This is a genomic window from Synechococcus sp. W4D4 (genome assembly GCF_047716805.1).
Classification (GTDB): domain Bacteria; phylum Cyanobacteriota; class Cyanobacteriia; order PCC-6307; family Cyanobiaceae; genus Vulcanococcus.
Genome location: NZ_CP180404.1, coordinates 1,400,390 through 1,412,779, shown reverse-complemented (window position 1 = coordinate 1,412,779; position 12,390 = coordinate 1,400,390). Strand labels below are relative to the sequence as shown.

Annotated in this window: 11 protein-coding genes and 1 tRNA gene; 8 read left to right on the top strand and 4 right to left on the bottom strand. The window is 54.8% G+C overall.

Annotation, left to right across the window (positions count from 1 at the left end; all coding sequences use genetic code 11):
- The first annotated feature begins 111 nt into the window (after positions 1 to 111).
- From ACLM42_RS07860 to ACLM42_RS07850, 3 genes are all read left to right on the top strand, one after another.
- A complete protein-coding gene (locus tag ACLM42_RS07860; protein ID WP_415398730.1) occupies positions 112 to 450 on the top strand; it encodes a thermonuclease family protein in 339 nt (112 codons plus the stop codon).
- Between the two features lie 257 nt (positions 451 to 707).
- Positions 708 to 776, top strand: a tRNA-Pro gene (locus ACLM42_RS07855).
- Positions 777 to 998: 222 nt separating this feature from the next.
- Positions 999 to 1,340 carry a hypothetical protein gene (locus ACLM42_RS07850; protein ID WP_415398729.1) on the top strand — a complete coding sequence of 114 codons (342 nt, stop codon included), beginning with the start codon at positions 999 to 1,001 and terminating at the stop codon, positions 1,338 to 1,340.
- A 291-nt stretch (positions 1,341 to 1,631) separates the two neighbouring features.
- Here the strand turns inward: ACLM42_RS07850 and ACLM42_RS07845 are convergent, their stop codons facing one another.
- Positions 1,632 to 1,856 carry a hypothetical protein gene (locus ACLM42_RS07845; RefSeq protein WP_415398728.1) on the bottom strand — a complete coding sequence of 75 codons (225 nt, stop codon included), beginning with the start codon at positions 1,854 to 1,856 and terminating at the stop codon, positions 1,632 to 1,634.
- A gap of 491 nt (positions 1,857 to 2,347) precedes the next feature.
- Between ACLM42_RS07845 and ACLM42_RS07840 the strand changes: the two genes are divergently transcribed.
- Positions 2,348 to 2,647 carry a hypothetical protein gene (locus tag ACLM42_RS07840; protein WP_415398727.1) on the top strand — a complete coding sequence of 100 codons (300 nt, stop codon included), beginning with the start codon at positions 2,348 to 2,350 and terminating at the stop codon, positions 2,645 to 2,647.
- Between the two features lie 69 nt (positions 2,648 to 2,716).
- Here ACLM42_RS07840 and ACLM42_RS07835 read toward each other — a convergent pair whose 3' ends face one another.
- A complete protein-coding gene (locus ACLM42_RS07835) occupies positions 2,717 to 3,007 on the bottom strand; it encodes a hypothetical protein (protein WP_415398726.1) in 291 nt (96 codons plus the stop codon).
- Between the two features lie 459 nt (positions 3,008 to 3,466).
- Entirely contained in the window at positions 3,467 to 3,598 is a 132-nt protein-coding gene (locus ACLM42_RS07830) for a DUF3721 domain-containing protein (RefSeq protein ID WP_185188214.1), read from the bottom strand.
- Between the two features lie 395 nt (positions 3,599 to 3,993).
- Between ACLM42_RS07830 and ACLM42_RS07825 the strand changes: the two genes are divergently transcribed.
- The 3 genes from ACLM42_RS07825 (at position 3,994) to ACLM42_RS07815 (ending at position 6,411) form a co-directional block, all read left to right on the top strand.
- On the top strand, positions 3,994 to 4,383 hold the full coding sequence (locus tag ACLM42_RS07825; protein ID WP_185187357.1) for a putative quinol monooxygenase: 390 nt from the start codon (positions 3,994 to 3,996) through the stop codon (positions 4,381 to 4,383).
- Positions 4,384 to 5,179: 796 nt separating this feature from the next.
- Positions 5,180 to 5,500, top strand: coding sequence for a hypothetical protein (locus tag ACLM42_RS07820; protein ID WP_415398725.1), 321 nt, complete (start codon positions 5,180 to 5,182; stop codon positions 5,498 to 5,500).
- A 50-nt stretch (positions 5,501 to 5,550) separates the two neighbouring features.
- Entirely contained in the window at positions 5,551 to 6,411 is an 861-nt protein-coding gene (locus ACLM42_RS07815) for an NAD-dependent epimerase/dehydratase family protein (protein ID WP_415398724.1), read from the top strand.
- 205 nt (positions 6,412 to 6,616) lie between these two features.
- Here ACLM42_RS07815 and ACLM42_RS07810 read toward each other — a convergent pair whose 3' ends face one another.
- Positions 6,617 to 7,414 (bottom strand): hypothetical protein, encoded by a 798-nt coding sequence (locus ACLM42_RS07810; protein WP_415398723.1) that lies wholly within the window; start codon positions 7,412 to 7,414, stop codon positions 6,617 to 6,619.
- Positions 7,415 to 9,528: 2,114 nt separating this feature from the next.
- On the opposite strand from ACLM42_RS07810, the gene ACLM42_RS07805 reads away from it, so the two are divergent.
- Positions 9,529 to 12,201: a cation-translocating P-type ATPase gene (locus tag ACLM42_RS07805; protein WP_415398722.1), complete on the top strand. Its 2,673-nt coding sequence runs from the start codon at positions 9,529 to 9,531 to the stop codon at positions 12,199 to 12,201.
- Positions 12,202 to 12,390 lie beyond the last annotated feature (189 nt).

The following is a 12,390-nucleotide window of genomic DNA, read 5'->3' as shown; positions in this document are numbered from 1 at the left end:
AGTTGCCTTGGGCCTTAAGAGAACAAGTGCTCAAAAATCCGAGGAAAAACCCCCCGACCTGCTGAGACAGGGAGCTTCATGACACGTCCTGTCCTCAGCAAGAGCGCATAGATGCTCCTTGCAGCCCTAGCCAGCGTCGTGATCGCCTCCTGTTACGACGGGAATACCTGCCGCCCCCTTAGCGGTGAGCGGATCCGGCTGGCCTGCATCGATGCCCCAGAGCTCGAAGGACGGAGGGCCAACCCATTACCTGCCAAAGCCTCAAGGGACTACTTGCGATCGCTGGTGCTCGGCAGGACCGACAACCTGCGCCGGATAACGACCGATCGGTACGGGCGCACCGTTGGAGAGCTCTTCGTGGGTGGAACCAACGTCCAGCAGCAGATGGTCAGGAGTGGCTACGCAGCGATCTGCTGGAAGTACGCAGACCAGTGGTCTTGGACCAGGTAGGTCCGAGGACTTGAGTAAGCCGATCCCTGATGAAGAGAAGGACTTGCATTGGCCTGCGCCTCACCAATGAGGGCTAGACCAAAAGCAGACACGGAAAGGCTGTGGAACCACTCACCGATGGCGTCCTCATCGTTCTGTTCCTCTGGGCAGTAGCGGCGGTCATCCGCAAGAAGACGGCAAAGGAGCCAGACCCTTTCTGCCACGTCTTCTTTAGAGAAGCCGACGAGCACCCGATGAGTGACTGCTCGTAATTCGAACGGGGCGCAGCTTGGTAGCGCGGGTGCTTTGGGAGCACTAGGTCGCAGGTTCGAATCCTGTCGCCCCGATTGATGTCCTGGGTTCAGCCTCGTGTACGAGGTCCCCAAATCAGTCCCCACCTTTAGGCGTAGGCCCCCCTTGCACTGACGGCAACACCAAGGCCATAACCACCATGGACACGGTTCCGGCGGATGCCTAAGCCTGATTCCTACCGTCCAAGGACGATAGAAGTTTTTAATGCCCCATGCATTTCCGGGGATCGTCGATAATCTCACAGTTGCAACCGCTCGATGGCCTCTAAGTTTTTCCACGTACACCATGAATTCCGAGCAGGAAAAGCTCATTCATGGTGGGAGAAAGCACAAGCGGCTATGGCTCCCGACGGTGGCTGGGACGCCGCCGTAGCAATGAACTTGGAGGCCGGCTTCTACAACCACTCCTTCTGTCCAGTTGGCCCCGAGGGGCCTGCCTTTTGTATCTGGGAAGTAAGGGACGGCATTTCTGCTGAAGAATTTCAGGAGTTTATTGATGGACCAAATGGCGTGAACTTTGGGTTGAACGCTTGGATGAACATCTGCCGCGAGATTGACGTGGAGATGGCCGGTCAGACCCCATACCCCAGAAAGTTCTAACCATGAACTTTGCGGGCCTGACGGCCCTTTTTGGCTGCCCCTTGCATTGACGGCAACACCAATGCCATAACCGCTGAGGACACGGTCCGAGAGAACCCCGTGATCCGAGACGGGGGAGTGCCAAGCTCCCCCAACTCAACACTCCCCGCTACTGAGCAGTGGGTCGGTGAGCTGTTGGCGAGCAAGAAAAAAGCCGGTCACCAACCGGCTTTTTCTCCCTGTGCCTGCATGACACCCCTTTGTTATGGCTCATACCGATACACAAAAGCTAGGAGCAATGTTCAAGGTGCCTCAAGCAGCTGCTTGGTCTGCAGTGCCCTGGAGCGCTTTTTCCTGAAGTCGGTGGACAGCGTCGAGAGCTTCATGAGCAGGCCAGCCATGAACATCCATCAGCTCTTTCACCAAAGCGTCGGGCCCGTTGGTGATGCCCTCATTCAGGTCGGAGACAACCTGATGATCACGGGCAAGCGCATCCAACCGAAGAGATCTCAGTTGATGCGAGCTCAGTTGGTCCATACCTCACTCAACAGCGGCCGCGTCCCTTTGGGGTAGTCGCCAAGTAGGGAAGGTGGCCGCCCTGGGCGGAAACGCGGCTTGGAGTCAATGCTCTTGGCTGTCCCAGCGGACCCGCCGATGAGCAGTGCATAGAGCGCAGCGGCAGGCTGACTTTTCGCCTAACCAGCATGCATAAGGGGTCTTAGGCCAGAGGAGTGCGAGGTCGTCGTCGCTTGGTGTGTTGTTGAGGCTGTTCAGGGTTACTGCCATGAACCAATCGTGCACAAAGATCGAGGAACACGCCGTGATGGGTCTCCAGTGGGATCGACTTGGACTCCTGTGGTGACGAAGGCCATAACTGCCCAGGAGACGGTTCTCGCAAGAGCCGTTGTCCGAGACCTGGGGCGAAGTGCATTCGCCCCACCTCACGCCTTCACTTGACTGGAGAGTGATCTGGGGAGTGATTACATCCCTCAAAAGCCGATAGGGTCTCACCCCTGAGAAATATGTGAATGCTGTCCGGTCTCTTAAGCGTTGTTTTTGCCGCACTGTTCTTTGTTCAAGTTCCCCAGTGGGACAACGACTGGACCAAGTGTTCCGTGGCTGTTCCCGACACGGCCTGTCACTGGTACGTGGTCAACCCAGACAACACCTTTGGCAAGGGCTTCAGCTGGATAACAGCGCCTGAACTCGACGTCGAGGCACTTCAGTACGTTGCTATCCAGCATGACTTCACCGTGCAAAGCGGCTACCAGACCACTGTCGAGCTGATGGATGCGTCGTCTTCGGTGAAATACGGCGACGACTACTGAGTTCAATGGCCAGTTCAAGCGGCTCAGCTCTTGGAGGGCTTGTCAGTCCCAGAGCCCACGTGCAATCGATCAGTTGATTGCCTCCGTCCGCCTTGCTTTCTGCATCTCAGCCTCCAGCAGCATCCATTCCGCTGCCGTATGACGCGTCTTCCATCCATACCGCTCGCATAGCGCGTTGCAGTAGTCCCCGATCCGCAGGATCGTCTCCAGGTCAACGCGGCTAAGCCTTTCCTTAGCGACCACGTTACGGTCACTCCAGTTCACCACCTGAGCGACACGCTCCCGTAGTCCATTCATCTCCAGCTGCCGATGACCCCTCTCATTCAGTGAAATGAAGTCATCCAGGTAGCCGTCATCCATCAAGTTCTGAAGGCTTGAGCGACTCCGATATCCCAGCTCTCTTGCTGCCGCTGCAATGCTCTTAATGGCCACTACTAACTAGATCTCAGTGCCTAAACCAGGCTAAGGAATTTTGAGCTGACGCTAGATGAAACGCGCGCCTTCGGATGCCCCTCATGCATCAAGGTTAGAAGGACCCAGCTCAAGCCACCTTCGCCTACTCAGAAGTTTTTGGACTTCTTCGTTTAGGCAGAAATAGTGATACACCAGAAACGATCAAGGCAATTGTCAATAGGCCAAGAATTACTGAGTAGTAGGGCTGCAAGCTAATTGGTCCGAACCGGCCGGTATGCAGCTTTAACAGCCGGAAGGCATCGATACCTTGATCAAGCAAGCCGCTGTAGACCGAACCTGAAAGGGAAGTAATGAGGAGTGGTACCGCCGCTACAGGCACGATCACTCGATGAATGCGTCGAAGATTCACTGTTTTCGCAATACTTGGTGGAGCGAGGCCTCGTCAAGGCATGGCATCCATTTCCCTTCATTCATATGTGTGCCTTCACACCCAAGCTCGTGAGCTCTTGTGGCAGCCTCCGCGCGTGATGGATACATGCCCTTTGGGTGCGACCACAACTGCAGAGGCAGCAGGATGACTCCGATCCCGATGATCAGACGAAGCAAGGCCTTTAAGCGGCTGCAGCCAGAATGCCCATTGTCGATGCCAAAGGGCAAGAGAAAAGGCGACCCGAAGGCCACCTCATGCACTTAAAAAACCAGCCCCAGTCCTGAACGTCAGGTAATCGCGTCCTTCATCGCAGCGAAGCTTTCAGGGTGTCTGACGGCGATATCGATCGACTGCAGCGCTCGGATGCCAGTCGTGCCCTTGGCGAAGTCGGCATCATCCGTGAGCTCGACGCGTTGGTCGGACTTTCAGCTTATCGTCAGCAGCCCCCTGACAACAGCTCAACCCTGTCAAGGTTGGAGAGCAAAGGCTTTTTCTTGATTCCATGGCGGCTTTCGACCACAGCACCCCCTTCATGCTCTTGGCTCGTATCCACGTCAAGGAGGGACGTGTTGATGAGTACTTGGAGTTGGCACGTGTTACCGATGCTGCAGTTCAAGCGAGCGAACCCGGAATGCTGCACCACACTTTCGATCAAGATCCAGATGATCCAATGGCATTCGTCTGGTCAGAGGTCTATGCGAACGATGCAGCCTTTGCCGCTCATGTCTCAAACCCCCCCGTTCAGGAGTATTTGCAGAAGCATGCAGAGCTTGGCGACGGCTTCAGCGTTGAGGTCTACGGAACTGTCGGCGATGAGTGCAAGGCTCTGATGGAGTCGTTCGGGCTCCCACTAAAAATCTTCAAAACGATGCTGGGTTACAGCAGGGTCTGATTAATGGCTGAGCCCTTGCACTCCTAGGTCGATCAGAGCCATAACCACTGAGGACACGGTCCCCGCAGGCACTGTGATCCGAGACGGGGGAGTGCCAAGCTCCCCCAAAACACCCCCCGCTACTGAGCAGTGGGTCGGGGAGCTATGGCCTGATTTCGCAGGCGATGCCGTAACTCCACAGGATGAGACGTGGGCTGCTCAATCCATCCAGCCATGGCTAGCAGCGCCCATTCGACGAGAAATCCCCTCACGTCGCTTCTTCCCGAAGCCGCAGGACCTGCTTCGCATTTGAGGAGCTGTTCAGACGGTAAAGATCGTGCATCGCACGAATCTTTCTGGGACTTAGCTCCAGAATCTTCCTCGCGGGTGCGCCATCCCTTGGGTTACGAGCACCGCCAAAGACGCAACTCTCTAGAGACGGTTACTGCAAGCGCAGTTGACAGAAACGGGGGTTATCGAGAAATGCATCTCTAATAGATGTGGAAAAGAGAGCATCCACTCAAAAAGAAAAAGTAGTCATAAATACCGAAAGAATCAACGAAATCACATCGACAACAGGTCATAAACTTTAGAAGCCGTTTAAGAACGATTTTGAAGCTCATGCGCCAAAAGATTCTGCATCAGGAGAGTTATCGCTACACCCATTAAAGCGAGAGAGATTCCCATCTGCCTGTCTGAGGCATCCGCTACTTCTTTCGAAAGCTCTAGGTGCTGACCCCATTCGAAATGCATAAAGGCCCTACAGCTACTGACAAAGTAAGCCATAAGAATCTGTTTTCGAGTTCATAAGCGCGCAATGCGTAAGGCTGCTAAACACAGTTTGTGTCTGCGGATGTTGATGCAGCAACCAAGAGCGCAGCATTTAATACCATTTGCACGACAAGCAACTTCTGGTCACGTTATGTTTCAGGTGTGCCTGGTGTACTCCATGAAACAGTTATCACTCTCAACCAGTCAGCACTTTGAGATAGAGCGCTTTAGTCGCGAAATTGACCAAACTGAAGACATCGACAGCTTGCAAAAACTCGCAAAGACTTTATTGAGGGCCTGGATCCAGCAAAAAGCTGTAACCAACTGGGCTATCTCAGAGTCAACCCAAAACCTAGGGAGCAAATAAACACCCAAGTTTTCAACCGAATTATTTTTTCCCATTAGTAGTTCTTTGAGATGACTAAAAGCATTGCCATTATTGGGTGTGGATATGTTGGTGGAGACGCTGCAACCGCTCTTAGATACTCTGGATACAGGGTTACTGGTACATCCCGATCAACGCAGGGACTGATCGGAATTCGTGACATCGTCGATGAGGCATTTTTGCTGGACATTTCAGATGAGTACTTTCCTTCTTCTTTTCTTGAGCATCAGGACGCACTCCTTGTCTCAGCAGCTCCAACTCGTAATGGCGAAGGATATGAGTCGCTATTCGGAAAAGGGATAAGCAACCTTGCCAATGCGTTGCGTAATCGTAGGAGTAGCACCCCACTGCAGCTTATATATATAAGTTCTGCTGGAATATACGGTGACTGTGGAGGTGAGATGGTAGACGAGTCTACTGAGGTGGACTGCAGTCATCAGGTAAATAAATTGCTAGTAGACTCTGAGAAGATGCTTCTAAATCTGGGCAGACAAGACGTTATTTCCTGCATATTGAGGCTGGGCGGAATATACGGTCCAGGACGTGATATGGTCTCATTGATAAAGCAGGCGGCTGGCAGTCAGATACACAAGAACGGAGATGACATGCAGTCATGGACAAGCATAGTCGATATAACGAGGGCGATTAAGTTCGCCCTCGAAAACAAATTGCGGGGTATATACAATATTGTTGATGATGCCCGGCTTACTCGTCGTCAACTTTCGAACAAGGTTTGCGAGGCAGAAGGACTCCCTCCAGTTTTGTGGGCAAATACAAATCTTCCAGGTATGAGAGTATCAAATGCCCTCGTGTCAAATCAAAAGATAAAAGACGCCGGCTTTGAGTTCTCTTCGCCAAAAATGTTTGTTGAAGTAGCTGCTACGCATTTTTAGCCCTCGCCACACGTATTAAGTCTTGCAAGTATGTCGCTTCACGTCTCCCGCTAGCAATATTGCAGTACTCAAGATAGCATGTACAAACTATTTAGTCACCTTGGGAACTATAAGCTATGTTTAGGGCTACACGTGCTACGAGCAGAACCTCTACTAAGTCATTAGCCTCTGCCTCGTCGACAAAAGCAGATTGCAGTGCTGCTATTCAGGCTGCACAAGGTAGAGCGAATAAGAGCCGTTCCCACCAACGCAACCTGTGATGCTCATCAAAGTCGATGCGCAGCTGTTGAAAATGTGAAGGCTGCAAACATCCGACCTCCAAGCGAAAGCCACCATTTGGCAAGCGCTCAGGAACACCGCATGCCAATCCATCATTAAACACTCCTTGTAGCTCTGCTTGAAGAAAGGGTTCGGGATCCCACCGGACAAACTCTGGCGCTGATGACAAGCCAGCAACCCCAGAAAACGGATTGAAGCGTTCGACAACTCCAGAGCATCCATCCAAAGGCTTCAATAACGCACTCATCGAGTTGGCCTGGCGCCTTGACGGTTCAAGCTCCTTACTGAGCTGACAACGGAATGCAACCGCACCAATGGCATTGAGACGCCAATCACAGCCATCCTGCTTCCAAAGCAGCACCAGCATCGAGCGCGATCGGCCGTGAAAAAAATTGATTTCGTGGCCAAACCGGCCCAGATCATCGGAAACCTCCAGACTCGACTGGCCCCCAGCACCTGCAAATTGCCAGCAGGCTCCTGAAGCGTTGTAAGTGGATCGACTCAAGGCATACTGCGCTGCACCACCAGGAGCAAAGAACAGCCCAGTGCCTTCCCAAAGACCATTATCGGCATCCTCGAAGCTGATTGCGTACCGGGTGTTGGTCACGACGCTGGTGGGTTGCCGGAAATCAAGCTCGCCATCGTCTCGACGGACATACCAATGACTGTTCCCTTGCCACACCCCCTCAAAGTTGATTCGGTTGAGTTCCCACTGATCCGTCATAACCGGTGTATCTGAGCTAAACGACGTGAATAGAACTCAAAACAACAATGCGTCCGTAGGAACTTACACAAGCCAGGAAAGTGAAATTTGACCACATAGGAGTGTCTATACTCTTTCAGTTTTGAGGAAACCTCCGAAGTAATGGTATTAGTAGGCGGGCTAAATTTCTGCATCGCAGTAAAGCTTTCATCGACTGAAACCCTCGGGTACCAGTCCGCCCCTTTTCCACATCGGCATCGTCAGCGCTTGTCGAGCTGTTTCTCCAGAGCAAGAGCCAGGGGATCTGTTGCTGAACTTGGCTTACGGCAAGCTTGCGTTTGATTAAGCCACCAAAGCTCGTAATCCTTGTGGTGACCAGCCATGTCGTGAATGGGTGTAGCAACTGCTCCTTGTACTGACTACGAATCTTCAAGTAGGGATGGAGAGCGCCTCTTGACGAAGAGATCGCTCAGCGCCCCTGCTGTCGCTCTCAGGGGCTTTTCTGAATTTCGAATGTCTGAAGGTCACATTCCTCTCGCGCTAACGGTGATTGGCGCGCCATAAAGGCCAAGAGCCGCAATCTCTTCGTCAAGGCATGGCGGCTCAAGGGGGTGAATCGCCGGTTCACCCCTCCCCTCTTGCGTGATGAGCGCCACCAAGGCCATAACAGCTGAGGACACGGTCCGAGAGAACCCCGTGATCCAAGTCAGTGGTGTGGCCATACGCCCCCAACAACCCCCCCGCTACTGAGCCGTGGAGCGGGGGGGGGGTGTTTTGGCCGCCAATAAAAATCCCTTTGCCCACAGGAAAGTTTCAGAGGGAATGATCATCTGGCCCCTCCTTTCGGAGTTGTTGCCACTCAACAGCAACCCAGTGGATTGGGGATAGCCCCGAATGGGTTCAACTGAGATCCGGCACGCTCTTGAGTTTGGGAGTGCCTGACCAGAGGAATGCTCATCGGAACATCGGAACCTCGGAACGGCCTGCCCCTCAAGGCATGCTGCCCTCACTATCGGAGGTTCGCCCTCGCAAGGAAATGCGCATAAAGCCTGATTGCCCTCTGCCCAAATCAAACCGATGGTGGGTACATCGATCTCGGAGGCGTTCATGGACGACACTCCACCCACCCGGCAAGTAGGAGCGGGCTGACTGAAGGCGCCTGCTCCAACAGTCTTCTCAATCAGTGAGCGGGTCTTCTAGAGCCTCCAGCGATGACGTAGGCGTTAGCCAGACACTTCAACTGCACCGACACAGGTGCCCCCGGAGATGCATCTGCTCCACACCTGGATACTTGGCCCCAGGTGACCTCCCTCAGCAGCTCCGAACCCATCTTTCGTCCATTAAGCATTGGGTATATCCCATGCATGAACGACCTAGGTAGGCCGTCTCTTCCTGCGAGGAGGGGCGGCCTTTCTTTTGCCTTCCCGTGGCCTAAGCGTTGACACTGGTCAACACTTAGGCCATGCAGCAATCTTCTGGGAGTACGGCTTTTGCCTCTTGCCTAGAGGCTTTATACAGTTGAAGATAAAAGCAGCCCAGATGGGACACCATGCTTGTATTCACTATTTGCCTTACAGCCACTGCACTTATCTGTCTCTTTGCGGCAGAGGTTTTGCTCCTTGAACGCTGGCTGAAAAGTGGAATATAGATTCGAAACTACTGTCAATAGAGTTCCCAATTTCCTCTCTTAGGTAAGGAATATACCGCTTTACTGGACCTCGAGCCTGATAATCGCGTTGAGATCATCAGCGGCTTTGCGTGGTAGTGAATGGACTCCACCACGCTTATCAGCCGATCAAAGAACATGAACTGGAGTTGCTCCTTCCCCGAGATGCTGAGTTCAGCAGCATAAATTCGGAGGATTCCGGCCTGGTGGGGATGAAATCCGCTGGGCTGACGCGGAGAAGGTCACTAGTGGGCGGACTCCCCAGATTTGCGTCGATCTTGTACCAACTCTGATGCGGTGGTGGTAAGAAGTCTGCCCATCTCGTTATTTGCCCTCTAAGGCCATCTCCTACTACCAAGAGATGCTGTTCGTTCGCTAGGGCCGTAAGGGGGCAAGGTCATCGCCGAGTCCGCGGTCTAGACCTTTTCAGCTGCTCTAGCTATGGCTAGGGCACCTCAGCCTTGCCGCGATGCCGGGATCTCTCGCTTCTGTGCATGTATTGAGTGCGGAGGAGGTGATCGCTGCACTGGAGACTGATTTCGTTTGTGGTCTAGCCCAAGAGGAGGCGGAGGCACGCCTTCAAAAGGAGGGACCCAATAGGCTCAGTCCAGCTCCGCAGAAGCCGTTATGGCTGCGCTTGCTTCAGCAGTTCGACAACCCGCTGCTGATCACACTGCTCCTGGTTGGAGCCATCAAGCTGTCGATTGGCGACCCCCAGGATGCGCTGGTGATCATCAGCGTCACCTGCATCAACGCCGTCATTGGCACGGTGCAGGAAGGCAAAGCCGAGAGTGCCATCGCGGCCCTTGCTGAGAGCGTCCGCACGGATGTTGTGGTGCTTCGAGACCGGTCCCTCCAGCGCTTGGATTCAGAGCTGTTGGTGCCAGGGGATCTGGTTCAGCTCGAGGCTGGTTCGAAGGTCCCAGCGGATCTGCGGCTCCTCACGGCCCGGTCGCTGGCAACCGATGAGTCAGCCCTCACCGGCGAGTCTTTGCCTGTACAGAAAGGGACGGAACCGTTGAATCCTGCTGTGCCCCTCGCTGAGCGCAGCTGTATGGCTTATGCGGGGAGTTTTGTGATCGCAGGCCAGGGAACTGGAGTGGTGGTCACGACGGGGGATGCCACTGAAGTGGGCCAGATTTCCGCGTCCTTGAATCGCCCTGTCAATCTCTCCACGCCGTTAACCCGCAAGTTGTCGGGTTTCAGTCGAACGTTGTTGAGACTGATTGTGCTGCTGGCTGCTCTGACCTTTGCGGTTGGCCTGGCCCGAGGCAGAGATCTTGCGGAAATGTTTGACGGGGCGGTGGCGTTAGCCGTTGGCGCGATTCCTGAAGAACTGCCCGCCATCATCACCATTATTTTGGCGATTGGCGTTCATCGCATGGCTAAACGCCAGGCCATCATCCGCAAGTTGCCCGCGGTTGAGACCCTGGGCAGCACCACGGTGATCTGCTCCGACAAAACCGGGACTCTCACCCAGAACCGGATGACCGTCCAGCATGTGTATGCGGCCGGAGTGTTGCAAGCGCTGCATGAGCTTTGGCCCGCTGATCAGCCGGCTGGGGGGCTAAACGTTGCCCTGCACGAAACACTTCTGGCTGGCCTCCTGTGCAACGACGCCCGCGCGAGTGGAGCCTGTGGATGGGTTGGCGATCCCACCGAGACGGCCCTGTTGGAGGCGGCGCAACGGGTGGGGATTAGTCATGGTTCAGCCCACGATGACTACCCCCGTAGGGATGTCATTCCCTTCGAATCAGAGCAGCAATACATGGCCACCTTGCATGGCCAGCAGCGCATCTTGTTGAAGGGATCTGTGGAGGCCGTTCTTCAGCGCTGCTCGGATGAGTTGGATCAGCACGGGGAGCACAGGGAGCTCAACGCATCAGCCATTCAGGAGGCGGTTTCGGCGATGGCCGGCCAAGGCGAGCGCGTGTTGGCGTTCGCTATCGGCCAGGGGGGGCCTAGACAGGAGCAACTGGAGCATCACCACCTCAATGGCGACCTGACCTTCTTGGGTTTGCAAGGGATGCAGGACCCCCCACGCCCTGAGGCGATCCAAGCGGTAGCTGCCTGCCGGTCGGCTGGGATCAGGGTGAAGCTGATCACTGGAGATCACCTGGAAACAGCCGTGGCGATTGCTCGGTTGATGGGCATCGGCGCGTCCTCGGAGATCAAGGCCATCGGTGGAACGGCTCTTGATCCTTTATCGCCCGATGCACTTGCTGAGGTGGTCGAGTCGGTGGATGTCTTCGCGCGGATCACCCCAGCACAGAAGCTGCATCTGGTTGAGGCGCTTCAGGCCAATGGCGAGGTGGTGGCGATGACCGGCGATGGGGTGAACGATGCCCCTGCCCTCAAGCAAGCTGACATCGGTATCGCCATGGGCCGAAGTGGGACCGAGGTCGCGCGTCAGGCGGCTGACATGCTCTTGATTGACGACAACTTCGCGACGATTGAGGCGGCCGTTGAGGAAGGACGCGGCGTCTATCTCAATTTGCGCAAGACCCTGGCCTTCGTTCTCCCTGTGAACGGTGGCGCTTCGATGACCATCTTGATGGGAGCGCTGCTTGGAACAGCTCTGCCTGTGAGTGCCTTACAGGTGTTGTGGCTGAACATGATTTGTTCACTCACGATGTCGATCGCCTTGGCTTTCGAGCCTCACAACCCCGCCTTGATGAGCCAACCCCCACGCCGGCCGGAGGAACCCCTCTTAAGTCCGGGATTAATTCGCCGTGTGCTTCTGGTCTCCCTTTTCAATTGGTCTGTGATCTTCGGGTTGTTCTTTTGGGGCGAGCAGCAGTTTGGTGATCTGCCGTTGGCCCGCACCATGGCCGTCCAAGGTTTGGTCCTGGCGCATTTGGTCTATCTGTGGAAAATCAGTCACTGGCGCAGCCTCTGGCCGATCCCCTGGTCGAAAGTGAGAACCTCGCCGGCGGTGCCTCTCGGAGTGATGGCCACGCTTGCTCTGCAGTGGCTCTTCAGTCAGACGGCTTGGATGAATGCGTTCTTTGGAACGCGACCACTCAATGCTTCCCTCTTGCTGGTCTGTGCGTTGCCGATGCTGTTCATGATCCCGGTCTGCCGTCTTGCTGAGGGGTTGGACCCCACTGATCTCATTCACCCATCTTCCCGGCCGGCCTGAAGATTCGCTTCTCAGCGAGGCTCAACGGAAGCGTGATCGGCAGGGATACGCAGGCGTCGTCCATGACAGTGAGATCAGTGCCGGAATGGCGCCCGGAGTGATCTGGTCACGGCAAGAAAGAAGCCACCCGGTGAAGGTGGCCCGTAAACCATGTTCTACACAGATAGAAGCGGATCCCACGGAAGGAGC

Excerpts from the sequence above, each read along its gene's own strand:
- ACLM42_RS07860 (WP_415398730.1), top strand. The coding sequence starts at position 112 with ATGCTCCTTGCAGCCCTAGCCAGCGTCGTGATCGCCTCCTGTTACGAC.
- ACLM42_RS07850 (WP_415398729.1), top strand. The coding sequence starts at position 999 with ATGGCCTCTAAGTTTTTCCACGTACACCATGAATTCCGAGCAGGAAAA.
- ACLM42_RS07845 (WP_415398728.1), bottom strand. The coding sequence starts at position 1,856 with ATGGACCAACTGAGCTCGCATCAACTGAGATCTCTTCGGTTGGATGCG.
- ACLM42_RS07840 (WP_415398727.1), top strand. The coding sequence starts at position 2,348 with ATGCTGTCCGGTCTCTTAAGCGTTGTTTTTGCCGCACTGTTCTTTGTT.
- ACLM42_RS07835 (WP_415398726.1), bottom strand. The coding sequence starts at position 3,007 with ATGGATGACGGCTACCTGGATGACTTCATTTCACTGAATGAGAGGGGT.
- ACLM42_RS07830 (WP_185188214.1), bottom strand. The coding sequence starts at position 3,598 with ATGTATCCATCACGCGCGGAGGCTGCCACAAGAGCTCACGAGCTTGGG.
- ACLM42_RS07825 (WP_185187357.1), top strand. The coding sequence starts at position 3,994 with ATGGCGGCTTTCGACCACAGCACCCCCTTCATGCTCTTGGCTCGTATC.
- ACLM42_RS07820 (WP_415398725.1), top strand. The coding sequence starts at position 5,180 with ATGCGTAAGGCTGCTAAACACAGTTTGTGTCTGCGGATGTTGATGCAG.
- ACLM42_RS07815 (WP_415398724.1), top strand. The coding sequence starts at position 5,551 with ATGACTAAAAGCATTGCCATTATTGGGTGTGGATATGTTGGTGGAGAC.
- ACLM42_RS07810 (WP_415398723.1), bottom strand. The coding sequence starts at position 7,414 with ATGACGGATCAGTGGGAACTCAACCGAATCAACTTTGAGGGGGTGTGG.
- ACLM42_RS07805 (WP_415398722.1), top strand. The coding sequence starts at position 9,529 with ATGCCGGGATCTCTCGCTTCTGTGCATGTATTGAGTGCGGAGGAGGTG.